This is a genomic window from Salinicola acroporae, assembly GCF_003206615.1.
Classification (GTDB): Bacteria; Pseudomonadota; Gammaproteobacteria; order Pseudomonadales; family Halomonadaceae; genus Salinicola; species Salinicola acroporae.
Genome location: NZ_PZJW01000004.1, coordinates 284,288 through 309,112 on the forward strand (window position 1 = coordinate 284,288; position 24,825 = coordinate 309,112).

Annotated in this window: 23 protein-coding genes; 10 read left to right on the top strand and 13 right to left on the bottom strand. The window is 63.5% G+C overall.

The window, feature by feature from the left end; all coding sequences use genetic code 11:
* The first annotated feature begins 97 nt into the window (after positions 1–97).
* Entirely contained in the window at positions 98–1,492 is a 1,395-nt protein-coding gene (gene hemG / locus DOM54_RS06775; protein WP_110715852.1) for a protoporphyrinogen oxidase, read from the top strand.
* A gap of 43 nt (positions 1,493–1,535) precedes the next feature.
* Here hemG and DOM54_RS06780 read toward each other — a convergent pair whose 3' ends face one another.
* From DOM54_RS06780 to DOM54_RS06800, 5 genes are all read right to left on the bottom strand, one after another.
* The gene (locus tag DOM54_RS06780; protein WP_110597697.1) at positions 1,536–2,333 is read right to left on the bottom strand and encodes an HAD-IIA family hydrolase; all 798 of its coding nucleotides are present in this window, start codon (positions 2,331–2,333) and stop codon (positions 1,536–1,538) included.
* 111 nt (positions 2,334–2,444) lie between these two features.
* Positions 2,445–3,134 carry a GntR family transcriptional regulator gene (locus tag DOM54_RS06785; RefSeq protein WP_110715596.1) on the bottom strand — a complete coding sequence of 230 codons (690 nt, stop codon included), beginning with the start codon at positions 3,132–3,134 and terminating at the stop codon, positions 2,445–2,447.
* A gap of 140 nt (positions 3,135–3,274) precedes the next feature.
* On the bottom strand, positions 3,275–4,591 hold the full coding sequence (locus DOM54_RS06790) for a short-chain fatty acid transporter (protein ID WP_110597695.1): 1,317 nt from the start codon (positions 4,589–4,591) through the stop codon (positions 3,275–3,277).
* Positions 4,592–4,682: 91 nt separating this feature from the next.
* A complete protein-coding gene (locus DOM54_RS06795) occupies positions 4,683–6,509 on the bottom strand; it encodes a CocE/NonD family hydrolase (RefSeq protein ID WP_110715597.1) in 1,827 nt (608 codons plus the stop codon).
* Positions 6,510–6,686: 177 nt separating this feature from the next.
* Positions 6,687–7,619, bottom strand: coding sequence for a 2-hydroxyacid dehydrogenase (locus DOM54_RS06800; protein ID WP_110715598.1), 933 nt, complete (start codon positions 7,617–7,619; stop codon positions 6,687–6,689).
* Between the two features lie 42 nt (positions 7,620–7,661).
* Here DOM54_RS06800 and DOM54_RS06805 point away from each other — a divergent pair, with 42 nt between their 5' ends.
* Positions 7,662–8,582, top strand: a complete 921-nt coding sequence (locus DOM54_RS06805) for a LysR family transcriptional regulator (protein ID WP_110715599.1) — start codon at positions 7,662–7,664, stop codon at positions 8,580–8,582.
* 16 nt (positions 8,583–8,598) lie between these two features.
* Here DOM54_RS06805 and DOM54_RS06810 read toward each other — a convergent pair whose 3' ends face one another.
* From DOM54_RS06810 to DOM54_RS06840, 7 genes are all read right to left on the bottom strand, one after another.
* Positions 8,599–10,224: a gamma-glutamyltransferase family protein gene (locus tag DOM54_RS06810; RefSeq protein ID WP_110715600.1), complete on the bottom strand. Its 1,626-nt coding sequence runs from the start codon at positions 10,222–10,224 to the stop codon at positions 8,599–8,601.
* Positions 10,225–10,231: 7 nt separating this feature from the next.
* Entirely contained in the window at positions 10,232–10,912 is a 681-nt protein-coding gene (locus DOM54_RS06815) for an RraA family protein (RefSeq protein ID WP_206019029.1), read from the bottom strand.
* 104 nt (positions 10,913–11,016) lie between these two features.
* Positions 11,017–12,300 (bottom strand): TRAP transporter large permease, encoded by a 1,284-nt coding sequence (locus DOM54_RS06820; protein WP_110715602.1) that lies wholly within the window; start codon positions 12,298–12,300, stop codon positions 11,017–11,019.
* On the bottom strand, positions 12,297–12,854 hold the full coding sequence (locus DOM54_RS06825; protein WP_110715603.1) for a TRAP transporter small permease subunit: 558 nt from the start codon (positions 12,852–12,854) through the stop codon (positions 12,297–12,299). Before DOM54_RS06825 ends, DOM54_RS06820 begins: the two co-directional genes overlap by 4 nt.
* 4 nt (positions 12,855–12,858) lie before the next feature.
* A complete protein-coding gene (locus tag DOM54_RS06830) occupies positions 12,859–13,863 on the bottom strand; it encodes a TRAP transporter substrate-binding protein (RefSeq protein WP_206019030.1) in 1,005 nt (334 codons plus the stop codon).
* Between the two features lie 118 nt (positions 13,864–13,981).
* Positions 13,982–15,043 carry a serine hydrolase domain-containing protein gene (locus DOM54_RS06835; protein ID WP_110715605.1) on the bottom strand — a complete coding sequence of 354 codons (1,062 nt, stop codon included), beginning with the start codon at positions 15,041–15,043 and terminating at the stop codon, positions 13,982–13,984.
* Positions 15,044–15,111: 68 nt separating this feature from the next.
* Positions 15,112–16,089 (bottom strand): TDT family transporter, encoded by a 978-nt coding sequence (locus tag DOM54_RS06840; RefSeq protein ID WP_110715606.1) that lies wholly within the window; start codon positions 16,087–16,089, stop codon positions 15,112–15,114.
* 108 nt (positions 16,090–16,197) lie between these two features.
* Between DOM54_RS06840 and DOM54_RS06845 the strand changes: the two genes are divergently transcribed.
* The gene (locus tag DOM54_RS06845) at positions 16,198–17,094 is read left to right on the top strand and encodes a LysR family transcriptional regulator (RefSeq protein WP_110715607.1); all 897 of its coding nucleotides are present in this window, start codon (positions 16,198–16,200) and stop codon (positions 17,092–17,094) included.
* Positions 17,095–17,194: 100 nt separating this feature from the next.
* Here the strand turns inward: DOM54_RS06845 and DOM54_RS06850 are convergent, their stop codons facing one another.
* Positions 17,195–17,665 (bottom strand): DUF2501 domain-containing protein, encoded by a 471-nt coding sequence (locus DOM54_RS06850; RefSeq protein ID WP_110715608.1) that lies wholly within the window; start codon positions 17,663–17,665, stop codon positions 17,195–17,197.
* A 247-nt stretch (positions 17,666–17,912) separates the two neighbouring features.
* Between DOM54_RS06850 and DOM54_RS06855 the strand changes: the two genes are divergently transcribed.
* The 7 genes from DOM54_RS06855 (at position 17,913) to nrdF (ending at position 24,751) form a co-directional block, all read left to right on the top strand.
* Positions 17,913–18,101, top strand: a complete 189-nt coding sequence (locus tag DOM54_RS06855; RefSeq protein WP_110715609.1) for a hypothetical protein — start codon at positions 17,913–17,915, stop codon at positions 18,099–18,101.
* 169 nt (positions 18,102–18,270) lie between these two features.
* Positions 18,271–19,479, top strand: coding sequence for a 5-demethoxyubiquinol-8 5-hydroxylase UbiM (gene ubiM / locus DOM54_RS06860; protein WP_110715610.1), 1,209 nt, complete (start codon positions 18,271–18,273; stop codon positions 19,477–19,479).
* A 51-nt stretch (positions 19,480–19,530) separates the two neighbouring features.
* Positions 19,531–20,433 carry a phosphogluconate dehydrogenase (NAD(+)-dependent, decarboxylating) gene (gene gnd, locus DOM54_RS06865; protein ID WP_110715611.1) on the top strand — a complete coding sequence of 301 codons (903 nt, stop codon included), beginning with the start codon at positions 19,531–19,533 and terminating at the stop codon, positions 20,431–20,433.
* Positions 20,434–20,823: 390 nt separating this feature from the next.
* The gene (nrdH, locus tag DOM54_RS06870) at positions 20,824–21,048 is read left to right on the top strand and encodes a glutaredoxin-like protein NrdH (protein ID WP_071230919.1); all 225 of its coding nucleotides are present in this window, start codon (positions 20,824–20,826) and stop codon (positions 21,046–21,048) included.
* A 94-nt stretch (positions 21,049–21,142) separates the two neighbouring features.
* Positions 21,143–21,547, top strand: a complete 405-nt coding sequence (nrdI, locus tag DOM54_RS06875; RefSeq protein WP_110715612.1) for a class Ib ribonucleoside-diphosphate reductase assembly flavoprotein NrdI — start codon at positions 21,143–21,145, stop codon at positions 21,545–21,547.
* Positions 21,548–21,561: 14 nt separating this feature from the next.
* Positions 21,562–23,706, top strand: coding sequence for a class 1b ribonucleoside-diphosphate reductase subunit alpha (gene nrdE / locus DOM54_RS06880; protein WP_240613798.1), 2,145 nt, complete (start codon positions 21,562–21,564; stop codon positions 23,704–23,706).
* Positions 23,707–23,767: 61 nt separating this feature from the next.
* Entirely contained in the window at positions 23,768–24,751 is a 984-nt protein-coding gene (nrdF, locus tag DOM54_RS06885) for a class 1b ribonucleoside-diphosphate reductase subunit beta (protein ID WP_425517754.1), read from the top strand.
* Positions 24,752–24,825 lie beyond the last annotated feature (74 nt).

The following is a 24,825-nucleotide window of genomic DNA, read 5'->3' on the forward strand; positions in this document are numbered from 1 at the left end:
GGCTGGATGCGGGGCGAGCGATGTCTGCGTACACTGCGCATGACATTCTCCGGCGCGAGTCCCCATGATCAGCCATGCTCCAGACGTTCCGGCCGATATGCCCCCCGATCGACATGACGTCCCGTCCGACACCTTGATCGTCGGTGCCGGGGCCACCGGCCTTGCTGCTGCCTGGGCGCTTGCCAGGCGTGGCCGGAACGTCACCGTGCTCGAGAGCGACCACCGGGTGGGCGGCAACCTGCGCACCGAGCGCGACGGCGAATGGCAGATCGAGCACGGCCCCAACACCGTAATCATGAAGCCTCCGCTCTACGCGCTGCTCGAGGAGCTCGATCTGCTCGACGAGGCGCAGCCGGCCAACGCCATCGCCAACAAGCGTTATGTGGTGATGGCCGGCCAGCCGGTGGCGCTACCGATGAAGCCGATCGAAGCGTTGACCAGCCCGCTCATTGGCTGGCGTGGCTGGTCACGGCTGGCTCGAGAGCCCTTCATCGGTCGCTCGAGCGCAGTGGAGGAAACGCTCGCCGCTTTCGTTGAACGCCGCCTCGGCCCACGGATTCTCGCGCGAATGGTCGATCCGTTCGTTTCTGGGGTCTACGCCGGTGATCCGTCGCGGCTCTCCGTCCAGGCAGCGATGCCGCGGCTGGCGGCGATCGAGCGCGAGCACCGCTCGCTGATCGTCGGCGGCCTGAAACGCCTGCGACAGTCGCGTCGCGACCCGGCGGGCGTTCCCGCCGAGTGGCGTGGCAAGCTGGTGAGCTTTCCCCAGGGGCTGCAGCATCTCGCCGAGCGGCTGGTGCAACGCATTGCCGCCCAGCCGACGGCTGCCATTCATACCGGCTGCTCCGTGCAGGGCGTTCGTCGCGAAGGCGAGCAGTGGGTTGTCATGGACGATCAGGGTCGGGAATGGCGCGCCGGGACGCTGGTGCTGGCGGTGCCGGCCCCAGTGGCGGCACGGCTGCTAGCGCCCACGGACTCGGCCCTGGCGGAGCCGCTGGCGGCGATCGCCTATCCGCCGGTCAACGCCATCGCGCTGGGTTTTCGCGAGCAGGATATCGCCCACCCCCTGGATGGCTTCGGGGTGCTGATTCCCCGCTCGGAGGGGCGGCGTACGCTCGGTGCGCTGTTCTCGTCGACGCTATTTCCCCACCGGGTACCGACGGGCCACAAGTTGCTCAACGTCTTCATCGGCGGCCGCCAGGACCCGGATGCCGCCGACGGCGACGATGCGGCCCAGATCTCGCAGGTAAAAGACGATCTTGGTGATCTCCTTGGAATTCATGGCGAGCCGGTATGGCAGCGCGTCACCCGCTGGCCACAGGCGATTCCGCAGTACGAGCTCGGCCACCTGAGGCGCATCGAGGCGCTGGACGTGGCGCTTCAGGGTCATCCCGGGCTGCACCTGGCGGGCAACTGGCGCGGGGGGATCGCGGTAGGGGACTGCCTCGAGAATGGCCGCCGGCTCGGGGAGCGGCTACTGTCGGAGGCTTGAGGCGAGGCGGCGCGGAGAGCGCCGCCTCGATGCGTCTCCGAGGCTACTTGTCGACCAGCTCCGCCACCGAGGACATGATCTCCTTGGGCCGGAACGGGTAGCGTTCGATCTCGGCCTTGTCGGCGATGCCGCTCAATACCAGTACCGTGTGCATGCCCGCTTCGATGCCGGCGACGATATCGGTATCCATGCGGTCACCGATCATGCCGGTACCGTCGGAGTGGACGCCGAGCTTGTTGAGCGCCGAGCGGAACATCATCGGGTTGGGCTTGCCGACGATATAGGGTTTGCGCCCCGTCGCTTCGGTGATCAGCGCGGCGACCGCGCCCGTGGCCGGCAGCACGCCTTCCTGGCTGGGCCCGGTGGCGTCCGGGTTGGTGCAGATGAAGCGGGCGCCCTGGTTGATCAGCCGAATCGCCTTGGTGATCGCCTCGAAGGAGTAGGAGCGGGTCTCGCCGATCACCACGTAGTCCGGCTTGGCGTCGGTCATGATGAAACCGGCCTCGTGGATCGCCGTGGTCAGGCCGGCCTCGCCGACGACGAAGGCCGAGCCCCCCGGGGCCTGGTCGCGCAGGAACGCCGCCGTCGCCAGTGCCGAGGTCCAGATCTTCTCCTCGGGAACCTCCAGGCCGCTGTGTCGCAGGCGCGCGCTGAGATCGCGGGGGGTGAAGATCGAGTTGTTGGTCAGTACCAGAAACGGAATTTCCCGCTCCCGCCACTGGTTGATCAGGTCCGCGGCACCGGGAATGGCCTTGTTCTCATGGACCAGGACGCCATCCATGTCGGTCAACCAGGACTTGATGTTGCGTCGACTCGCGGTGTTGTCTTTCTTGCTGGCCATGGGACCCCTTAGCGTGCGCGTGGAGAGATGATCGGTATCGAATCGCTTGCTCCCTCAGTTTAGCAAGTTGTCGCGCGGACGTGCGGGCGACCCTAGTTTGATAGGCCGAGATCACGAAGAACTCAGCGAGGTCTCCAGCAGCTCAGGAAGGTTGAGAATCGCCTTCATGATCGCCTCTTCGCCCGAGGCAAGGTGCTCCGTCATCAATCTCGCCGCTTCGTCCCCGCAACCGCTTTCCAGCGCGGCAACGATGCCTGCGTGATCATCGTTCCAGTACTCGCTCGATTGACCATATACCATGCTGACATAGGCGATCCTCATATGATCGTCCGACAGCTCCTCGATCAGTCGCGCTAGACGGTCGTTGCCCGCGGCATGAGCGATCAGGCAATGAAACCGGTGGTTTGCCTGAGAGAAAGCGATCATCTCGGCGGCGCTGTTACGGTCGTAGCTTGCCGAGCTGCAGTCACGCAGGGCGCGTAGCTTGTCGCCGTCGAGTCGCCCGGCCGCCAGTCGGCAAAGCTCCGGCTCGATCAGCCGGCGCGCCTGGTAACTGTCGCGAATACTCTTGATGGTGATCGGGGCCACGGTGTAGCCCAGTCGCCCCTGATTGAGGGTCAGCCCTTGTTGCGTGAGTCGCGCCAGGGCATGGCGGATCGCCGCCTTACCCAGGGCGTAGTGCTCGGTGAGCCAGGCTTCGGTGATAGTGGTGCCAGGCTTCAGCGTGCAGGAGATGATGTCTCTGCGCAGGGTGTCGAAGGCTTGAGCGTTAAGGTTGCCTTTTTTCGGGGACGTTGCCATGGCCGATTTCCGTGAGGATGGCGCAGTGGCGCCCGATGAGTCCGCCGGATGCTGGAGCAGCCCGAGTGTCGCCGGAAACTGTCTGCACCCGCCGGCCTCTCGGACGACACTCGACGTTGGTGTGTGGTGATGCGGCCACTTTACAGCATGGAGAGCAGCACGAAAGCCGCGATGATGGTAGCGCCGCACAGCAATGTCCACATCACGCAGTAGCCCATGATGTCCCTGGCGGAGAGGCCGGCAACGCCCAGCAGCGGCAGTGCCCAGAACGGCTGCATCTGGTTGGTCCAGGCATCACCCCAAGTAAATGCCATGATGGTCTGCGGTATGTCGGCCCCCAGCGTCTTCGCCGCGTCCAGCATGATCGGTCCTTGAATGGCCCATTGGCCGCCGCCGGAAGGGATGAATATGTTGATGATCCCCGCCGACACGAATGTCAGGATCGGGAAGGTATGAACGTTGGCGATATCAACGAACCAGGTCGAGAGGGTGTCGGCCAGTCCCGAGACCTTGACCATGCCGGCAATCCCGGCGTACAGCGGAAACTGCATGATGATGCCGCGACAAGAGAGGACGCCTTCCTTGACCGCCTTGCCGAAGCTTGCGGGGCTAGGTTGCAGCAACAGGCCTATGGTCAGGAAGATCAGGATGACCAGGTTCAGACTCAGCGTGAAGCCGAGCTGTTGGAAGTTGATCACCAGGTATCCCAGGGGCAACAGCGCCAGCACGAGATTGGGCAGGCGATAGTGCTCCAACTTTTCGGCCCACGGCATCTGGCGGGTATCGACGATCCCCGTGTCATTGTTCAAGGGCTCGCCCTGGAACTGCTTGACCTCGTCACCCTCCGGTTTGACCCGGGTAAAAACGAAATAGAGCAATGCCAGCAGCACCAGAGTCAGGGCGACGTTCCACCACGAGTAGAGAGTGTCGGTGATCGGTACGATACCCACCACGTCCTGCATGAAATTACCTTCGGAGGCCATCAACAGCGGGATCGAGGCCGTGGTGCCACGGACGATCTCCCCCGAATAAGCGGCGGCAACGGCGAGGGGGAAATGGAGTCCTGGCACGCGGCGCCCCATCTCCCGGGCCAGGAAGGCACCGACGATCATGCCGAACCCCCAGTTGATATAGAAGGTCACCATTGATACGACGGCGATGATACCGGCGGCTTGGGCCGGGTTGTCGGGGATGTCGACCAGGCGATCGATGAGGCGCGCGACGATTGGCGTCTTGGCGATGACGAAGCCTGTCAGCAGAATCAGGCACATCTGCATGGCGAACTTGTAGAGATTCGAGAATCCCTCTCCCCAACCGTTGAGCATGGTATAGGCGCTCTGCCCTTCGATGGTCACGCCGAGCAGGAATACGACCGCGCTCAACGCGATGGCCAACAGCATCGCGTTGGGCAGACAGGTCTGGACGAACTTGAGGCACAGCCGTGTTAAAAATTGCATGGAGAGACCCCATTGGTTGTTGTGGGCTTGTTCTTTGAGTTGAGCGACGGCCGACCGGTCGTCGCGGGCCTGTCCGAAACGGGGGAAAGGGTTATCGGCGGGCCATCATGGGCAGTTCGATATGCGAGGCGTGGGCGGCTTGTCGGCCTATGGTGATGGTCGGCACGACGCCATCCGGAATACGGGAGAAGTGGTCGTTGTCAGCAAGTGCGATCGCCACCCGTAGGCGATGGCCAGCCTTGAATAGCCACGATATCGGCAGCAAGTCGAAGGCGATCTCGCTACGCTCGCCGGGAATCAGGTAGCGGGCGTCGCATTCGTTGAAACTGTGATCCGGGCCAAGCGACGGAATATTATCGGGGCCGGACGAGAGTCGTCGGTGCAGGGCGCGGAAGACACCTTCGGTGACATAAGATGCCTGCCCCTGTTCATCGATGTCCTCGAGATAGACGAACAGGGCGCAGTCCTCGGTATCGCTCTCTAGGAACAGTCGCACGACGGGGTGGCCGGTCACCTCCATGTCCGATTCTAAGCGGTCGGTGGTATAGCAGAGCATGCGCTCGTCCCGACCATGCCAGTCTGGGTAGTAGCGCTCGACGTTCTGGGCGTAGAGGCGGTTGTAGCGGGACTGGTTACCGCTACCGCAGCGATAGTCGCCGACATATCGGTCCGCTGCCGTTTCCGCCGTCGGCGCGGTGTCGGCGAGCCGGTGGTCGGGCTGAAAGTAGAGCCTGTTGAGCGTCGTCTCCGCGGGTGGCCACTCGCTGGCGGACTTCCAGCGTTCTTCCCCCACGGTGTAATAGTGCACCGGTGGTTCATTGCCGATACCGGTTTCCAAACCCATCAGATGCTGGTCGAAGAAACGCAACGTCTCCGCTAGCGCCTTGTCCTGCGGTGCCGGATCGTGTCGAAACGGGCTGGAGCCGGTGCGGGCCCCATGATCCCATGCGCCGAGCATCAGCCGCTTGCCGGGGTTTCGCTGCCAGTTGAAACGCAGCGCCGCGCCACGGGAGTAATGGCCGTCCATCCAGCCGGAGATCGTGTAGACGGCGGTTTGTGAGTCGGCGGTGCGATTGGCGTAGTGGTAGGGGCTGATGGTAGCCGATGTGAAGTCCGGCGACGTATGCAGGGCCCGGTCCCGATAGGGCAGTTGGTGGACGAAATCTGCCATGTCGAAGTTGGCGACATGCTCCTTCAGTGCTGCGGCAAGCATGGCGCCGTCCGTGTCTTCATCGACCGGCGCCGGACCTTCGAAGTGATCGCCGCGAAAATAGGGGAAGCTGGCCCTCTCGTCGGCGGCATCGTCGTCGAGCGCCTCCATCAGACGGCCGTACTCCTTGACCAGTCGACGGCACATGACGCCTCCCGGGTAGAGCTGATTCGACCAGGTATCCCAGACCGCCGAGTGCGGCACGATAGCCTTGACGGCTGGATGGGCCCAGGACGCGGTGAAATCGGCAGCCGCGCCGAGGTAGGAGATGCCGGTCACTCCTATCGCGCCGCTGCACCAGGACTGTTGACTGATCCAGTCGATCACCTCCAGGTAGTCCTCGCGCTCGTTGGGAGAACGCAAGCCGGTGCGAGTGCCATAGGAAGCGCCACTACCACGCACGTCCACGGCAACCAGCGCATAGCCTCGCGCCAGCAGCAGCGAGCGGAACACGGCGATGTTGGGACAGTCTTCCGTGTCATCCGGGGCGGCGGGCTTCAGTTTCATGCGCCGATAGTAAGGCGTGAAGAATACGACGACGGGGAGTCGGGCGTCAGAGGAGGGCTGACTGCCGGGAAGGTGGATGTCAACGGCGAGGCGAATACCGTCCCGCATGGTCAGGTAGTGCGATGAGAGTCGCTGGCCTTCGAAGATTGGCTCGCGGCTCTCCAACCAGGTCTCGGGGCGAAAGGTAGAGGTGTCCGACACGGCTCAAATTCCTGTTTATTGTACGGATATTATTTAGAAAGGTTGAACTCGTGTTTTTGACATGTCAATTAATTGTTTTTGAAACTCCTATGCTGAAAAGGGATCGGACGATCGCCCTTGCAGTTTGGGATGGTTTCTCCGGCAACAGGTCGTTATTGGTGGGTGAGCTATTTTGCGTCAATACCCGCGTGTGGCATCGGCCAGATCATCGACGTGCCCGGTCTGCTCGAAGCGCTCGATATTGGCGGCGACGATGCGGCTGCCGGTGGGGGCGTCGATCAGCGAGGCGATGTGGGGCGTTACCGTGATCCTGGGATGCGACCAGAACGGATGCTCGCTCGGCAGCGGCTCGACGTGGAAGACATCCAGGGTGGCGTGACTCAGCTGGCCATCGTCCAGGGCCGCGACGAGATCCGCCTCGACCAGATGCTGACCCCGGCCGGCATTGATCACGCTCGCACCTCGCGGCAATCTGGCGAAGAGCTCGGCGTCGAGGATCCCCGCCGTCGCCTCGGTCAGTGGCAGCAGACAGACCAGAATCTCGCAGTTGCTGATGAAGCCATCGAACCCGGCGTCGCCGGCGTAGGTGGTGACCCCCTCGATCTCGCGCTTCGTGCGTGACCAGCCGAGCGTCTCGAAACCGAGGGCGGCGAGCGTTAGCGCGGCACTGCCGCCGAGATTGCCCAGTCCCATGATGCCGACGGTGCGACCGGTCGCGGGCGGTACCACCAGCTGTTGCCAGTGCCGCTCGCGCTGATTGGCGGTGATGGTCGGCATGTCGCGGTGGTGGCGCAGCACGTGCAGGGCCACGTATTCGCGCATGCGCTGGGTTAGATCCGTGCCGACGGTGCGAATGATCGGCACCCGGCGTGGCAATTCGACATCGGCCAGCACATGGTCGATTCCGGCGCCCAGCGAGACGATCGCCTTGAGGTTAGGGAAGGGGAGAAACGCGCCTGTCGCCGGTTTCCAGACCACGGCGTAGGTGACGGCATCGGCGTCGCCTGGGTCGTCGATCGGGCGGATCGTCCAGTTCGGGAGTAGCGCCTGGAGCTGCTTGATCCACCAGTCGGTCTTTTCGCGATGGGGGTGTGAAACAATGATGGTCATGATGATCTACCTGATAAGAACAAGGTTGGGGATGTCCCAAGGATGAATTTCAAGCAGCTGGAAGCCTTCTACTGGCTGGCCCAACTGGGTAACTATCAACGGGTCGCCGAGCGGCTCAGCCTTACGCAGCCTGCCGTATCCGCGCGTATCAGTGCACTCGAAGAGGCACTCGGCACCCCTCTGGTCGAGCGGCGTGGCCATGACTTCGCGCTCACCGAATCGGGCCATGCGGTGGCTGGTTATGCCGAGCAGTTCCTGAATCTGCGCGAGGCGATGAATAGCCGTCTCCATCAGCGCCAGCACCAGCGGCTCTCGATCGCGATGACCGGGCCGGCAGCGCTGACCTGGGGCGTGGCCCTGAAAAACGACATCGCCCACCACGCGGCGGATCTCGTCGTAGACTTCCACGCTTCGGCAAACTATCAACTGCGACCGATGATAGCCTCGGGGAGCATCGACATTGCCTTTCTCTCCAACGACGCCGGACTCTCGCCTGTCGAAGGCAGCTTTGCGGTGCAGTATCGCGTCGGATGGGTGACGCGTACCGATTGCGTGGCCGATGTCGCCAGGTCCAGGACACCCGACGAACTGCGTCAGATGCCGCTGATTCTCTACCCGCGTTCGTCGCCACTGTTCTCGCCGATTGCCGACTACGTACATGAAGACCAGCTCGGCCGGGGGCCACGACATTATGCCAACTCGCTGCCGATGATCGTCGAGATGCTGCGTCAGGGTTTTGGTCCCTCGGCGATTCCGCTGGCGGTGGTGGAGCCCGATATTGCCAGCGGCCTGCTGGTCGAAATCCCCACCACGACCGCGCTGGCACCTTTGGAGATTCGCTGCGTGCACCTCAATGAATCGCGCCGCCCGCTGATAGACGACCTCTTCGAATTGGCGCGCCGTGCCGCGAAGACCTGGTGCAATGACCACCTTGACTATGCGCGCTTCGTCGACTCGGCATGACCAAGGTGCCGCCGGTTCAGGGCCGCACCGCGGGCGCATCGCTGCCGAGCGACCCCAGCCTGAACGGTGCCGGCGCGGCGCCCCCGCCGATCGGCTGAGTGGGGTCGTTGATGCCGATACATTCGCCGGTTTCCGGGTCCCGCGAGACCGCCGAGACGCAGGCGTAGAGCTTGGGAAATACCAACTGCTGGGCAATCTCCAGCTCGAAACGTTCGCCCAGCCGTTTCAGCGTCGCTGGATCGAAGCGCGGGTCGACGCGTACCGAATCACGGTAGCTGGCATCGAGACGCGGATGGTGCACGGCCTGTTCCAGGCGCATGTCGAAATCCATCATCAGTGCCGCGACCTGGGTCACCGCCGGCATGATCAGGTTGCCACCCGAGGCGCCCACCGAGAAGCGTGCCTCACCGTCCCTCACCGCGACGGTGGGGCACATGTTCGAGGAGTTGATGCGTTTGCCTCCCGCCATGGTAGTGGGGTAACCGGGGCGCGGATCGAAATAGCTGACGCTGTCGTTCATCAGCATCCCGGTCGCCGGCAGGGTGACGCCGGAACCGAAGCGATTGAGGAGCGTGTAGGTGAGCGCCACCATGTTGCCCTCGGCATCCACCGACGACATCGACGAGGTGCAGGCGCCATTCTCGCCGTCGGCCGCGTTCAGCACACCGTTGCGAACCTTGTGCTGCTTCCAGCAAGCCTCGAGCGCCTCGGCATAGACGAGCCAGGTCTCAGGTGTCGGGTTTTGCGGCGGCGCAGGCATGGCATCGAGCGCGTGCGCCAGCATCTCGCGCTGGCGCAGGCCGCCGGAGACCTCGCCCGGGGTGTAGAGCGTATAGCCGCGATGCTCGGCGGCCATGGCGGCATACTCGAACACTTCGTAGGCAGCGAGATCCTCCCGCGAGATGCGCGAGCCGCCGGCCTGAAGGTCGGCGACGATCCGCTCGGCCAGGGCACCACGATAGAAGCTTTCGGCGCCCGCTTCGGCGATCTCGCGCAGCGTCCCGGCGAGCTGCGGGATTCGTAGCCGGCTCTCGGGCGTGGCCGGATGGCCACCGGGCAGATAGATCGACGCCGACGTCGGGTCGCGTGCCAGCGTGCGGGCGCAGACGCCGATCTGCAGGCTGGTGAACCAGTCGACGTGCAGGCCGCGGTCGGCCAGCTCGATCGCCGGTGCCATGACCTCGGCACGCGGCTTCGTGCCGAAACGGCGCAACGCATGTTCGAGCCCGGCCACGGCGCCGGGCACGGTGATCGAGCGATAGCCTTCGATATTGGCGTTGTCGACCACGCCGGGAAAGCCCATGGGGGTCGCCGGCAGGCCGGGATCGACCGGATAGTCTTCGAGGCGGGTATCACCGGCCAGGGTGCCCTGGAAATCCAGAGCCACGGCGCGCTGCTCCCGCGCCAGCCAGATCACCATGAAGCCCGAGCCGCCGAGTCCGCTCATCCACGGTTCGACGGCATTGAGCGCGTAGGCGGTGGCGACGATGGCATCGATGGCGTTGCCGCCGGCGTCGAGCTGGGCGGCGCCTGCCTGGGCCGCGACGCGGTGCTGGGAAGCCACCACGCCGTTTGGGGACCGCGCGGCGGGCGTGGTCAGCGTCCAGTTGTCGATGTCGGCATGAAGCGTGTTGGTGGCCATGGCTGCCTCAGGTTGCCTGTTTTTCTTCGATCATACGGGAAGCGCCGGACAGATCACCCAGGCGCTCTCCCGCGCTGACACGGGCTTCGTTCTTGAGGCCGTTGGCGGTCTTGGTCTCGCCCGCGTCGAGCACGGCGTCCAGATCCTCGGGGGCGATGAACAGTACCCCGCACTCGTCGGCGAGTACCGCATAGCCTGGCAGTACGGCGGCTCCCCCGATCGCGACCGGAATATTGAAGCCGCCACCGGTATTGTAGAGCCGCGTGGTGACCGGCGAGGCACCGCGGGACCACATCGGAAAGTCCTGCTCGCGAATCTCGGCGGTGTCGGTATGAGGGCCGTCGACGCAGCCGCCGGCGATCTGCATCGACGCTGCCATACGGGTTACGCCGCCGCCCCAGCAGGCGTACTTGCGGTCGCCGAGACGGTCCACGGCGAGAAAATACCCCGGGCCCATCTGAGACAGGCAGTGATGCAGGAGGGTGCTGTCGAGACCGGGGATCGCCAGCGTGCAGACGGTGCCGACGACGGTCTTGCTCGGCAGTACTGGCGAGATCGCCGGGCTGGCGAAGCCGAAGTGATAGAAGTGGCCCAGGGTTGCGGTCTCGAGCTTGGCGAGGCGCTCCAGCTTGTCGGCGGCGATCGGCTCCGGCATGGGATTAATCTTGTAGGTCAGTTGCGTCATCATGGCTCTCTTGTGTTTGGGGGGGAGGCGACGAGTCGAGGCCGACCGCTGTCACTGTCCGATCATGGCGGTCGATCGCGTGTCGATGGACATCGCGTCGGTTCGGTTCACGAAGGTCCCAGCAGCAGGTCAGGCAGAAAGGTCACCACGCCGGGAACGAAGGTGATCAGCAGCAGCACCAGGAACAGCGGGACCAGCATGGGAAGGACGGCCAGTGTGACGTCTTCGAAGCGGATGCGGCCGACCTTCGAGACGATGTAGAGTCCGATCCCCATCGGCGGCGTGGCGATGCCGAGCAGCAGGCCGAGCTGGATGATGATGCCGAAGTGCACGCGGTCGATACCGTAGGCGTCGATCACCGGCAGCAGCGTCGGTACCAGGATCAGCTTGGCCGGCACGCCTTCGACCACGCAGCCGACCACGACGATGAAGACCAGCAACAGCAGTAGGAACACGTGACGGTTGGCGGTCAGGGCGAACATCTGGTCGGCGATGTGCTGAGGCGCTTGCTCGATCGCCAGCACCCAGCCCATGGCAATGGAAAAGGCGATGATGATCATGATCACTGCCGTCATCGAAGTGGTGTCGGTGAGCGCCTCGCGGAACTTTCGCCATGTCAGCTCGCGATACCACAGCCCCAGCCCGATACAGTAGAGACACGCCAGCACGCCCGCTTCGGTCGCGGTGACGAAACCGGTCATGATCGAGCCGAGGATGATCGCCGGCGCCAGCAGGGCCAGGAAACCGTGCCTGCCCGTCAACGCGATCTCCCGTCGCGAGGCACGCGGTTGCGTAGGGAACGTTTCGCGAGTCGCGCGCAGCCGCAGATAGAGCATCAGCGACAAGCCCACCAGCAGCCCCGGGACCAGTCCTGCCAGGAACATGCGTTCAATGGAGACCTGGGCCAGGAAGGCGTAGATCACCAGCCCGATGGAGGGCGGGATCAACGGCCCGATCACCGAAGAGGCCACGGTGATGGCGGCGGAGAAGTCCGCGCGATAACCTCGCTCGCGCATCGCCTTGATCTCGATCGCTCCCAGGCCGGCGCAATCCGCGACAGCAGCGCCGGAAATGCCAGCGAAAATCATCGAGGAGAGCACGTTGACCTGCGCCAACCCGGCACGGAAGTGACCCACCAGCGCATTGGCGAAGGCGAATATGCGGTCGGTGACACCGGTGACGTTCATCAGGTTGCCGGCCATGATGAAGAACGGCACGGCCGTCAGCGACGCCTTGTTGACCCCCTCCAGCATCTGCTGCGGAATGATCTGCAGGGCCGTCGAGAAATCCGAGGTGAGAAAGGCGAGAGTCACCGCGCCGCCGATGGCGATCGAAATCGGTACCCGCAGCAGGATCAGCATCAGAAAGACGCCAAACAGAACGTAGATCATGGTGCCACCTCCGGATGGAGCGGCGCGGTGTTCTCGGGGAGGCCGACGCAGCATTTGGCGATATCGACGAGTGCAGTCAGGGCCACCAGCGCGCTGGAGATGAAGAGCGGCACGAACAGCGCCTGCCGAGGAAGCTCGCCACCCCAGGGCAGCATCACGCCCTCGACGAACCCGGCGGCGGAAGCCATCACCGTAGGGGCCTGTTGCACCAGAATCACGCTGACGCCCAAGCCGACCGCATCGGAGAGCAAGCGACTGACGATATCGCCGGCTTGGCCGAGACGTTTGGCCAGGAAGTCGATACGCACGTCCTTGAGGCGGGCGTAGATGGCGAAGAAGCCGAAGAAGCTCAGCCAGATGAACAGCACCATGGTCCACGGCCAGAACCACCACACCGAGACATCGAAAGGACGCAGCAGAAAAGTGGCCGCCGTCAGTGCGAGCATCGCAAGAAGGCACAGATTGCAGAGCCACAGGCAGACCCCGCCGAGCGTCCACAGCGCTCGATCGGCACCCGCCACCAGGCGTCGAATGACGTTTTCTTGCCCACTCATGGCGTCATGACTCCGCTGCGCCGCGAGTGTCTTTGACCGTCTGCAGGAAACCCTCGGGTAGATCGCCTGCGGTATCCATCTGCCGATAGAGCTGCTGGGTGCGCTCGATGAACGGCTGTGTGTCCAGTTCGGTATAGGTCAGGCCATGTTGCTGCATTCGCTCGAGGCTGGCCTGGGTCACTTTGGCCAGGGCGTCATGGCTCTCCTCGCCGGTTTCCCGGTAGCCCCGCATCAGGCCGGCCCGAGTATCGTCGTCCAGCGCATCGAGCGCTGCCCGGTTGGTCATGAAGCCGATCGACTGATAGTACTCGTTGGTACGCGCCATATAGGGCGCTACCTCGTTGAAACGCATCGACTCGACCATGGCGACGGGGCTGGTAACCGCCTGGACGATATCCTTGGATATCGATTGATAGACCTCCGTCCATGGGAGAGTCATGACCTGGGCGCCCAGGTTGTCCCAGACTTTCATCAGCAACTGATTGGCCGGCATTCGCATTTTCAGGCCGTCGACGTCCTGAAGCCCGGCGACCGGCTTATTGGAGACCAGCACACGATAGGGCCCGCGCACGATAGCGGAGGGATCGCCGAGCGGCACGATGCCGGACTTCTCGGCGGCATGCTCGAACCAGCCGTCGACCAGCTCGGAGTTCATGAAACGCGACCAGTGATCGTAATCGTCGAAGGCGAACGGCGCCACGACCCAGGCCAGGTCGGGCTCCCAGCGCTTCAGGAAATTGAAGCCTTCGGCGTAGATCGTGACGACACCTGACTGCAACTGCTCGAGGATGGCGTCTTCCTTGCCGAGCTGCTCATTGGGAAATACCTGAATGGTGAGTTCGCCGTCGGTGTACTGATCGACCTTGTCGGCGAACGCCTGGAAGAGCTGTCCTTCCGGACTGTCGACCGGCATCTTGGTAGCCATGCGCCATGTCTCGGCATGGGCGACCGTGGTCAAGGCGACAGCGGATAGTGCCGCGAGCGTCGCGGCGAGCATCGAACGTCTCATGGTGCGCTCTCGATTGTGTTTGGAATTGGGGTGAGTCGCTTGATAAGAGGAAACCGATTTCGGACGTTAGCGTCCAATCGATTTTTCTTTGGCCAGGGATAAGCGACTTTTTGTCGTGCTAGCCGTCTTCGGCGCTGGCGGTCGCTTCGTTCGTGGCTGTCGCCTCGATCAATTCGCTGACCAGTGCCTCGACACCGGTGTTGTAGGCGCTGCCGTTCGAGGGCGGAGTGGGATCGGAAGTTACGACGACGGTCATGGCGCGGGAGGGGATGACGTAGAGCAGCTGGCCGCCGTAGCCCCAGCCGTAGTAGACCGGTTCGCCGGCGAGTTCGGTGATGAACCAGCCATAGCCGTAGTCATCGCCGTTGAAGAACGAGTGGGTGCGGGGCTGCCACGACTGCTCGATCCAGTGGGCGGAGATGATGGCCTGTCCCTCGTGCACGCCACCCTGGCGATAGAGCTCGCCGAATCGCAGTAATGCGCGTGGGGTCAGGCCCATCTCGTTGCCGCCGAAGTAGATCCCTTGCGGGTCCCGCGTCCACGGCGGAACGGCAACGTCGAGCGGGTCGCCCAGCCAGTCCCGGGCCAGCGCCAGCGTGCTGCGCCCGGTGGCCTCGGTCAGTGCGGCGGAGAGCAGGTGGCTGTTGCCGGTGGAGTAGAGCATGCGCCCACCGATCTCGGCGACGAAGGGACGCATCAGGGCATCGCCGACCCAGTTCGCGCTCGTCACCCAGGCACCATAGTTGCCGCCGGAGGTGCGCTCCAGCCCGGCCTGCATCGATAGTAGGTTGCCGACGGTGATGTCGCTGACGCGCGGATCGACATCCGCGGGGACCCGGGCCCCCAGCAGCTCGACGACGGGCTGGTCGACGCTTTCGATCACGCCGCGGTCGATGGCGGCACCCACCAGGGCCGAGATCAGCGTCCTGGAGAGTGACTTGATATTGGCCGTCTCGTCGGTCGCGTGGCCGCGAAAGCCCTCGTCGATGACGGTCTCGCCATCGATGGCGACCAACAGGGTATGGCTGCGCGGCAGGGCGCTGGCACGCTCGACGACGCTCTCCCGCTTGTCGGCGGCCAGGGCCGCGGCCGCCGGCTCGAGCGGCAGCAGCGTCAGCAGGCCAACGAGACAGAGACGCCAGGCAGGCGTGGCGCGAGGACTTTTCAGAGAGGTCGGCATGCTTCCGAGTGTGGCGCATGCCGGCACGATCCGCCACGTGGGGCCGTCGGCTCGGTCCAGGGCGCTTTTCAGGCCGGGCGGGTCAGGGCGCCGGCACGCCAGCCACGCAGGTAGAAACCGAGATAGCGCAGCGCCACGTAGCCGACAATGACGCTGGCGACGATCACCTCCAGCGTTGCCAGGGTATGGACGATCGCGACGTCGTGGGCGCTGAAGCCGTGGGATTGCATCCAGTCGGCGGTCTTTGCCAGGGCCGTGGCGCCGATCACCATGGGAAAGGTGAATGCGGCATATCCCGGGCTATAGGGCAGGCGCAGCAGTTTGAAGAAGGCCAGATAGATGATCAGGGTCATCAGGACCGCGATGCCACCCAGCAGGGCGACCAGCAGCGGCGACGGTGTCGAGACGACGGTGAGATAGCCGGCCAGCGACAGGCTGGCCGGTGCCGCCATGATGGCGATGGTCGGTTTGGCGGGATCGGGGATCTCGTCGGCGAAGATCAGCCGGTAGATCATGACCGGCAGCAGGATGGCGTAGAGCCCCATGCCGACATAGAGCAGGCCGATAGCCAACGGGTGCAGTACCGAGACGCCCGGGAACGCCACATCGGCGACGATGATCCCCACCGGTGGCACGAACCACGCCGGTACCATGTGGTGGAGTTCGAACGCCCGTGTCCGGTGTACCACGAAGGCGACGAGAAAGCTCAAGTGCAGCGCTACCGCCACGAGCCAGAGCGCGACACCGATGGACGGCATCAGCCACGCCCCGGCGGCTTTCGAGACCACCATCAGCGCCATGGCGAAGGTTGGCACGACGCTGCCGACGACTGGGTGGGCCAGGTCCGACCGCAGCAGCCGAGGGTGAAGCACGAATTTGGCACTGAGGATCAGCAGCAGCACCGTTGCGGCTATCGCGCCGGCCAACTGCGCCCTGCCCTCGAGGGGCGCGAAACTCTCCCAGCTCCAGCCCAGGCTGGAGATCCCCAGCGCCAGGCCGGCCATCGGCGTCGGCGCCGTCTGAAGACGTTGGGTCAGGGTCGGCATGGAGGGTCTCCTCATGATCGATGGAGACACCTTATGGCATTTTGCGCTATCGTTATATTTTAACTTTATTTACAAGTCGTTTTATAAAATATAACGATAGGAGGAGCAATGGCGATCACGTTTCGTCAGCTTCAAGTGTTCGTCGCGGTGGCGCGCGAGCGCACGTTGACCGCGGCGGCGGCGGCGCTGTTCCTGACCAAGCCGGCGGTCAGCATCGCGCTGGCGGAACTGGAGAAACAGTGCGGACGCACGCTCTTCGATCGCCACCGTAACCGGCTCTATCTCAACGACCAGGGGCGGCGGCTGCTACCGATGGCGGATGAACTGCTGGCCCGCAGCGAAGCGATCGAGCAGCTATTCGACAACGAATCCCTGGGCGGGCATCTCCACATCGGTGCCAGTTACACGATCGGTCACCAGCTGTTGCCGACGCTGTTGCGGGACTTCCGGGTCGAGAGCGGGCATCGCGATCAACGGATCACCATCGCCAACAGCGCCTCGATCTGCACCGCGCTGGAAGCGTTCGAGTTGGACGTCGGCATGATCGAGGGCCGTGTCGCCGGAGAGCGTTTCCACGTGCTGCCGTGGCGCCGCGACCGGATGCTGGTGGCGGCCTCCCGCGATCATCCGCTGGCAGCCCTGGGGCCGGTGGCGGTCGAGAGGCTGGCGGAGTATGCGTGGCTGCTGCGGGAACCGGGCTCCGGCACCCGGGAGCAGTTCATGCGATTCATCGCCCCGCGGTTGCCGCAGTGGGAACTGAGCCTGGAGATCAACTCGGCGGAGGCGATCATCAACGCCGCCGCGGCCGGGCTTGGGCTGACCTGCCTTTCCGCGCTGGAGGCGCGGCACGCCTTGAGCGATGGACGTCTGGTCGAGATCGAACTGGACCTGGATATGACCCGGGAGTTCAGTCTGGTGCTGCACCGCGACAAGTATCGCAGCCCGTTGATCGAGCGATTCGTCGAGTTCTGTCGGCAACGTGACGAAGCCGTCGATCCGCCATGAATCCAGGGCGGCGAGGCGCAGCCGTCGCCGCAGGAACGGGCGCCCCATACCGTGAGGCGGGACGCCCGTGGGACGGGGTCGAGTGGGCCAAGGGCGGGTGTCAGCCGCCGAGGAAAGAGGACATGGCCTTGTCGGTGATCATGCCGCAGGCCTTTTTACCGGCCTGGTCCTTGAGATTGGTCAGGCTGAAGGTCTGGCCGTTGCCGCCCTGCAGCAGGCCGTTCAGACCTTGTTGATAACCGGCATCCTCCTTGGCCTGACTTTGGCCGCCGACCTTCTCGAGCAGGCTGTTCTTGACCTTGTCGGTCGTGCTCTCGGTATAGCCCTGCTGCTGGCAGTAGCCCAGCACCCCGGCCACATTCTGCATGCTGCCGAGATTCATCGACCCGGAGCCTAGCGAGCTGAGCAGCGAGGCCCCATCGGTGGCGCCTGATCCCTGGCCCTGGGAGGACTGCCCGGACATCATCTCGCCGGCGTTTTTCTTGACGCTGTCGAAACTGAAGGCCGACGCCATGGGGGAGGCGGCGATGGATGCGGTCAACAAGGCGGCGGGGAGGAAACGAAGATTCATGAACTCATACTCCTGGCTGGAAAAGAAACCCCGTCGGGTTTCGATGAAACGATCCGCGAGTATCGATGATAGGGCGATGAGACGCCGTGCTGGCGCCGCCCTACGCTAGAGCAACCAGGCGCTTCTGTCCAAGCGCGATGATGACCGTCCGCGCTCCTCGATGCGATGAGGAAACGCCGAACCCGGGTCATGGTCTAGGCTTGGAGTGTCGGAAGGAGTTCGACGTTCCCTCGAGAAAGGAGATGGCATGATTATCAACGTTGGCGAATTCAAGCGCCTGCTCGACGAATACGACGATCAACTCGAACTGAGCTTCAGTGGCCTGGAATACCACCGGCTCAGGCAGAAGGGCGACAAGCACCTGGAAGTCGAGTTCGAGGAGAAGATATTCCGGGACAAGACCGGGCATATCGACATTCATGACGAAGGGCATTGAGAGCGTACTCCGGTACCGATCCGGCAGGGCGCTGCCAGCTCGGTGCCGGTGGTGTCTCGCCGGGCGCCGTGCCATTGTCCTTTGAGCGTGGCGTTCGGCAGGGGCCGCGACTTCGCCGCGGGAGGCTTTTCCGTTACCGTTACGCCATTGAGGCTAGGGAGCGGTAGGAATGGATGATTCAACCCCGACCACGCAGGTCGATGTCGCCATCGTCGGTGCTGGGCCGATCGGCCTCTGTTTCGCCAATGCGCTGTCGCGCCGGGGGGTGAGTTCGATGCTGATCGATCGCCAGCCGAGATCGGCGATGGCGGACCCCGGCAATGACGGTCGCGAGATCGCGCTGACCCGAGCATCGCAGCAGATTCTCGATCGGCTCGGCGTCTGGTCGGGTATCGATCCCGCTGAACGGGCCCGGATGCGAGCCGCCAAGGTCTTTGACGGCCAGTCACTGTTCGCGATGGAGATCGCGCCGGGCGCCACCCGGGACGACCCGCTCGGTTGCCTGGTACCCAATCGGGTGATTCGTCGGGCTGCCTATGCTGCCTTGCAGCCGGGAGCGCCGGGGACGGGGGATATCCTGTGGCGCGACGAACGCGAGATCGCGCGATTCCAGGCCAACGAGGCAGAGGTCGATATCGAGCTTGGCAGTGGCGAGCGTGTCCAGGCTTCGCTGCTGGTGGCGGCCGACAGCCGCTTTTCCACTACGCGGCAGGCCATGGGGATTCCGGCCCGTGCCTACCAGCATGGCGAGCAGATGCTGGTCTGCCGGATGCACCATGACGAGCCTCACGACCAGACCGCCTGGGAATGGTTCGGTTACGGTCAGACGCTGGCGTTGTTGCCGGTCGATACCCACTGCTCATCGCTGGTGCTCACTCTCCCCCCTGAAGCCATGGCGCATCAATTGGCGTTGAGCGACGAAGCGTTCGACGCCGATATCACCCGTCGTTTCGAGGGTCGGCTTGGCGCCATGCGTCGGATCGCCGAGCCCCACCGTTATCCACTGGTCAGCGTCTATGCCGAGCGTTTCGTCGGCCATCGTCAGGCGCTGATCGGTGATGCCGCCGTCGGCATGCATCCGGTGACCGCGCACGGCTTCAATCTCGGCCTGCAGGGCCTCGCCAGGCTGGCGGAGCTGATTGGCGGGGCACGCCAGCAGGGGCGAGACATTGCCTCGCCGGCCCTGCTCAAGCGTTATCAGCGCGAACAGCGGCTGGCGACAGGCCCGTTGTTCGCAGCGACCTTGGCGATCGTCGGGCTATATACCGACGATCGGCCGCCGGCCAGGCTGTTACGCAAGGCGATATTGAGAGCCGGCGAGACGGCCTGGCCCATTCGGCGCCTGATCGCCGATCATTTGACCCGTTCGGCAAGTTAGCGACTGGCGGGTCAGCCTTGTTATCTCCGTTCACGCTCGACAGGAGTTCGTATGGATCTTGCAATGGTGGGCTTGGGGCGCATGGGCGCCAATATGGCGGAGCGCCTGGTGCGCAGCGGTCATCGCGTGGTGGGCGTCGATCCCAGCGAGGAGGCGAGGGCCCGGGCGGCGGACAAGGGCATCGAGCCGGCGGTGTCGCTGGCAGCGGCAGTCGACGCACTACCGTCACCCAGAGTCGTCTGGCTGATGGTGCCCGCCGGCCCGCCGGTGGACAAGTTGATCGCCGAACTCGAACCGCTGCTGGCCGCCGACGACGTGATCATCGACGGCGGCAACTCGATGTACAAGGACACGCTGCGCCGCGCGGCGCAGTCGCGCTCGAATCGTCTGCACTATGTGGATGTCGGCACCAGCGGCGGCGTCTGGGGGCTCGCCGAGGGCTACAGCATGATGGTGGGCGGCGAGACCGGGGTGGTCGAGTCGCTCCGGCCGCTGTTCGAAGCGCTCGCTCCTGCCGCGGACAAGGGGTGGGGGCACGTCGGCCCCAGCGGTGCGGGTCACTTCACCAAGATGGTCCACAATGGCATCGAGTACGGCATGATGCAGGCCTACGCCGAGGGCTTCGCGATCATGGAGCGCAAGGATTTCGAGCTCGATCTGCATCAGATCGCCGAGATCTGGCGCCACGGCAGCGTGGTGCGCTCCTGGCTGCTCGACCTGACCGCCGATGCACTGGAAAAGAATCCGTCGCTGGAGGGTATCGCGCCCTATGTCTCGGACTCCGGCGAGGGGCGCTGGACCGTGAACGAGGCGATTGAACTCGAGGTCAGCGCGCCGGTAATCACGCTCTCCCTGCTCGAGCGGCTGCGCTCGCGCGAGCAGGACTCCTATGGTGACAAGCTGCTCTCCGCCATGCGCAACGAATTTGGCGGACACGAGATCAAGAAGGGCTGATCGAAGTGCCTCCATGGCTGGCGTATCGTCGTGCCGCCACGTCGGGATCGACCTTCGTCACGCTACCCCACCCATTCTCTTCCACTACCAGATAGTGTGTTCAGAGACGCCGGGAGACACAAGTCTCCCGGCGTTTTCGGCTGGAAACACACTCGATTTTCGACCTTGACAGGCCGGGAAGCCGGCTACCATGCGGGCTCCCGAGCGGTGCGAAACTATCCACAGGATGTTGACAGAAAAAGACCACATCTATGCTTGGAAAAACCGCCGGCTACCATATATAGTGTTTTTCCAGAGGCGGCGGGAGCGGCGCGAAACCGTGATTTCCCAACCGCCATAGCCTGCACCATCGGCTGTCGATGGCGTCTTTCCCTGTCAAGGATGGTTATCATGAGCATCACGATCTATAGCAAGCCGGCCTGCGTCCAGTGCAACGCCACATACCGCGCTCTGGACAAGCAAGGAATCGACTATACCGTGGTTGATCTGACCCAAGACGCCGATGCCATGCAGCGCGTTCAGAACCTCGGCTATCGCCAGGTGCCGGTCGTGGTCGCGGGTGAAGATCACTGGGCCGGGTTCCGTCCGGACAAGATCAGCACGCTGGTCGCCTGATCCGATCGCTTCGCATCTTTCAGGCTCGAATCTTTCCGGCTAGCGCTGGCTTCGCCCGCGCTGCCGAAACCGCGCAGGGGCGCAGGAGACCGTCATGGCTGGGCTGGTCTATTTTTCGACCAAATCAGGCAATACGCGGCGCTTCGTCGAGAAACTGGGTCTGCCGGCCAGCCGGATTCCGCTGAACCGAAGCGACCCACCCCTGCAGGTCGAGACACCCTATATTCTCGTAGTACCGACCTATGGTGACGGTGATCCGCGCTCCGCGGTGCCCGCGCCAGTCATTCGCTTTCTGAATGACGAACATAACCGGTCCCTGATTCGCGGCGTCATCGCCGGCGGCAACACCAATTTCGGCGAGGCTTTTGGCCTGGCGGGACGGGTTGTCGCGAGCAAGTGTCGGGTACCGCTTCTCTATCGTTTCGAACTGATGGGCACGGCAGAAGATGTCCATCGAGTCCTTGCAGGGGTGACCGAATTTTGGAAACGCTCAGCCTAGATACGGGTACGACCGTGCGGCCTGCCGTCAGCGCCGACCACAACGCCAAGGCGCTCGATTACCACGCGCTCAACGCCATGTTGAACCTGTATGACGCCAACGGTCGTCTGCAGCTCGACAAGGACAGGGAAGCGGCGCGTCAGTATTTCCTGCAGCACGTGAACCAGAACACGGTGTTCTTTCACTCGCTGAAGGAAAAGCTCGACTACCTGGTGGAGGAGGGCTACTACGAGCAGCAGGTGCTCGACCAGTACGACTTCGGCTTCGTGACGGCACTGTTCGATCAAGCCTACGCGGCGAAATTCCGTTTCCAGAGCTTCCTGGGCGCGTTCAAGTACTACACCAGCTACACGCTCAAGACTTTCGACGGCAAGCGTTACCTCGAGCGTTTCGAAGACCGCGTCTGCATGGTGGCGCTGTCGCTGGCGCGCGGCGACGAAACCCTGGCGCGTCAGCTGGTCGAGGAGATCATCCACGGCCGCTTTCAGCCGGCGACACCGACCTTCCTCAACTGCGGCAAGCGCCAGCGCGGCGAGCTGGTCTCCTGCTTCCTGCTGCGCATCGAGGACAACATGGAGTCGATCGGTCGCTCGATCAATTCCGCGCTGCAGCTCTCCAAGCGCGGCGGCGGGGTGGCGTTCTCGCTCTCCAACGTGCGGGAATCCGGCGCGCCGATCAAGCGCATCGAGAACCAGTCCTCCGGCATCATCCCGATCATGAAGATGCTCGAGGACGCCTTCTCCTACGCCAACCAGCTGGGCGCGCGCCAGGGTGCCGGGGCGGTCTATCTCAACGCCCACCATCCGGACATCCTGCGTTTCCTCGACACCAAGCGCGAGAACGCCGACGAGAAGATCCGTATCAAGACGCTGTCGCTCGGCATCGTGATGCCGGACATCACCTTCGAGCTGGCCAAGCGCAACGAGGAGATGTACCTGTTCTCGCCCTATGACGTGGAGCGCATCTACGGCGTGCCGTTCGGCGACATCAGCGTCACCGAGAAGTACGAGGAGATGGTCGCCGACGGTCGTATCCGCAAGAAGAAGATCAACGCCCGCGAACTGTTCCAGACCATCGCCGAGCTGCAGTTCGAATCCGGCTATCCGTATCTGATGTTCGAAGACACGGTAAACCGCGCCAACCCGATCCACGGCCGGATCAACATGTCGAACCTCTGCTCGGAGATCCTGCAGGTCAACACGCCCACCGAGTACGACGACGATCTCGGCTATCGGCACATCGGCGAGGACATCTCCTGCAACCTGGGCTCGCTCAACATCGCCAAGACCATGGATTCGCCGGACTTCGGCACCACGGTGGAGGCTGCCATTCGCGGTCTGACCGCGGTCTCCGAGATGAGTAACATCACCTCGGTGCCGTCGATCGCCGAAGGCAACGCCAAGTCTCACGCCATCGGCCTGGGGCAGATGAACCTGCACGGCTACCTGGCCCGCGAGCACATTCTCTATGGCAGCGAAGAGGGGTTGGATTTCACCAACATCTACTTCTATACCATCGCGTTCCATGCCCTCCGGGCGTCCAATCGCATCGCCATCGAGCGCGACCAGCGCTTCGCCGGCTTCGAGCAGTCGACCTATGCCAGTGGCGAGTACTTCGACAAGTACACCGAGCAGGCGTGGGAGCCGAAGACCGAGAAGGTGCGCGGCTTGTTCGAGAAGAGCGGTATCGCCATTCCGACCCAGGACGACTGGCGCGAGCTCAAGGCATCGGTAATGGCCCATGGGCTGTTCAACCGCAACCTGCAGGCGATTCCGCCCACCGGCTCGATCTCGTACATCAACAATTCGACCTCGAGCATCCACCCGGTGACGGCCAAGGTCGAGATTCGCAAGGAAGGCAAGCTGGGCCGGGTCTATTATCCGGCGCCGTACCTGACCGACGAGAATCAGGCGTACTATCAGGACGCCTACGAGCTCGGCCCCGAGAAGATCATCGACACCTACGCCGAGGCGACGCAGCACGTCGACCAGGGCCTGTCGCTGACGCTGTTCTTCCGCGACACCGCGACCACGCGTGACGTCAACCGTGCGCAGATCTACGCCTGGCGCAAGGGTATCAAGACGATCTACTACATCCGTCTGCGCCAGGCCGCTCTCGAGGGAACGGAAGTCGAAGGCTGCGTTTCCTGCACGCTGTAAGCCTGAATCTGTTTGAACGCGCCGAGCCACGGGCTCGGCGCCAACCGAACGAGAACATCTCATGGATATGCCTACTTCCGCCGCTCGTCATCTCAATCGGGTCGATGCGATCAACTGGAACCGCCTCCAGGACGACAAGGACCTGGAGGTCTGGAACCGGCTCACCGGCAACTTCTGGCTGCCGGAGAAGATTCCGCTCTCCAACGACATTCCCGCGTGGAACACCCTGACCGAGCACGAGCAGCAGCTCACCATCCGCGTCTTTACCGGCCTGACGCTGCTCGACACCATCCAGGGCACGGTCGGCGCGCCGGTGCTGATCGAGGATGCGCTCACGCCGCACGAAGAGGCGGTGTTCACCAACATCAGCTTCATGGAGTCCGTTCACGCGCGCTCCTACAGCTCGATCTTCTCGACGCTGTGCGCCACCCGTGACGTCGACGACGCCTACCGCTGGAGCGAGGAGAACCCGTTCCTGCAGAAGAAAGCGGAGCTGATCCTCGAACGCTACCGCAGTGAAGACCCGCTGATGCGCAAGATTGCCAGTGTGTTCCTGGAGTCGTTCCTGTTCTACTCCGGCTTCTACCTGCCGATGTACTGGTCCAGCCGCGCCAAGCTGACCAATACCGCCGACCTGATTCGCCTGATCATTCGCGACGAGGCGATCCACGGCTATTACATCGGCTACAAGTTCCAGCGCCAGTTGCCCAAGCTGCCGGCGGAGCGTCAGGAAGAGATCAAGATCTACGCCTACGAGCTGCTCCACGAGCTCTACGACAACGAGGTCAAGTACACCGAAGCGCTCTACGACGACGTTGGCCTGACCGAAGACGTCAAGAAGTTCCTCCACTACAACGCCAACAAGGCGTTGATGAACCTGGGCTTCGAGGCACTGTTCCCGGCCAGCGTCACCGACGTCAGCCCGGCGATCCTCGCCGCGCTCTCGCCCGGCTCCGACGAAAACCACGACTTCTTCTCCGGCTCCGGTTCTTCCTACGTGATCGGCAAGACGGTCAGTACGGAAGACGAAGACTGGGCGTTCTGATCCCAACTGCCTATCTCGACAAAAGCCGCCCTGCCCAGGGCGGCTTTTTTGTGCCTATCCGAACCTCGGCCCTC

Excerpts from the sequence above, each read along its gene's own strand:
- hemG (WP_110715852.1), top strand. The coding sequence starts at position 98 with ATGCCCCCCGATCGACATGACGTCCCGTCCGACACCTTGATCGTCGGT.
- DOM54_RS06780 (WP_110597697.1), bottom strand. The coding sequence starts at position 2,333 with ATGGCCAGCAAGAAAGACAACACCGCGAGTCGACGCAACATCAAGTCC.
- DOM54_RS06785 (WP_110715596.1), bottom strand. The coding sequence starts at position 3,134 with ATGGCAACGTCCCCGAAAAAAGGCAACCTTAACGCTCAAGCCTTCGAC.
- DOM54_RS06790 (WP_110597695.1), bottom strand. The coding sequence starts at position 4,591 with ATGCAATTTTTAACACGGCTGTGCCTCAAGTTCGTCCAGACCTGTCTG.
- DOM54_RS06800 (WP_110715598.1), bottom strand. The coding sequence starts at position 7,619 with ATGACCATCATTGTTTCACACCCCCATCGCGAAAAGACCGACTGGTGG.
- DOM54_RS06805 (WP_110715599.1), top strand. The coding sequence starts at position 7,662 with ATGAATTTCAAGCAGCTGGAAGCCTTCTACTGGCTGGCCCAACTGGGT.
- DOM54_RS06810 (WP_110715600.1), bottom strand. The coding sequence starts at position 10,224 with ATGGCCACCAACACGCTTCATGCCGACATCGACAACTGGACGCTGACC.
- DOM54_RS06815 (WP_206019029.1), bottom strand. The coding sequence starts at position 10,912 with ATGATGACGCAACTGACCTACAAGATTAATCCCATGCCGGAGCCGATC.
- DOM54_RS06820 (WP_110715602.1), bottom strand. The coding sequence starts at position 12,300 with ATGATCTACGTTCTGTTTGGCGTCTTTCTGATGCTGATCCTGCTGCGG.
- DOM54_RS06825 (WP_110715603.1), bottom strand. The coding sequence starts at position 12,854 with ATGAGTGGGCAAGAAAACGTCATTCGACGCCTGGTGGCGGGTGCCGAT.
- DOM54_RS06830 (WP_206019030.1), bottom strand. The coding sequence starts at position 13,863 with ATGAGACGTTCGATGCTCGCCGCGACGCTCGCGGCACTATCCGCTGTC.
- DOM54_RS06835 (WP_110715605.1), bottom strand. The coding sequence starts at position 15,043 with ATGCCGACCTCTCTGAAAAGTCCTCGCGCCACGCCTGCCTGGCGTCTC.
- DOM54_RS06840 (WP_110715606.1), bottom strand. The coding sequence starts at position 16,089 with ATGCCGACCCTGACCCAACGTCTTCAGACGGCGCCGACGCCGATGGCC.
- DOM54_RS06845 (WP_110715607.1), top strand. The coding sequence starts at position 16,198 with ATGGCGATCACGTTTCGTCAGCTTCAAGTGTTCGTCGCGGTGGCGCGC.
- DOM54_RS06850 (WP_110715608.1), bottom strand. The coding sequence starts at position 17,665 with ATGAATCTTCGTTTCCTCCCCGCCGCCTTGTTGACCGCATCCATCGCC.
- DOM54_RS06855 (WP_110715609.1), top strand. The coding sequence starts at position 17,913 with ATGATTATCAACGTTGGCGAATTCAAGCGCCTGCTCGACGAATACGAC.
- ubiM (WP_110715610.1), top strand. The coding sequence starts at position 18,271 with ATGGATGATTCAACCCCGACCACGCAGGTCGATGTCGCCATCGTCGGT.
- gnd (WP_110715611.1), top strand. The coding sequence starts at position 19,531 with ATGGATCTTGCAATGGTGGGCTTGGGGCGCATGGGCGCCAATATGGCG.
- nrdH (WP_071230919.1), top strand. The coding sequence starts at position 20,824 with ATGAGCATCACGATCTATAGCAAGCCGGCCTGCGTCCAGTGCAACGCC.
- nrdI (WP_110715612.1), top strand. The coding sequence starts at position 21,143 with ATGGCTGGGCTGGTCTATTTTTCGACCAAATCAGGCAATACGCGGCGC.
- nrdF (WP_425517754.1), top strand. The coding sequence starts at position 23,768 with ATGGATATGCCTACTTCCGCCGCTCGTCATCTCAATCGGGTCGATGCG.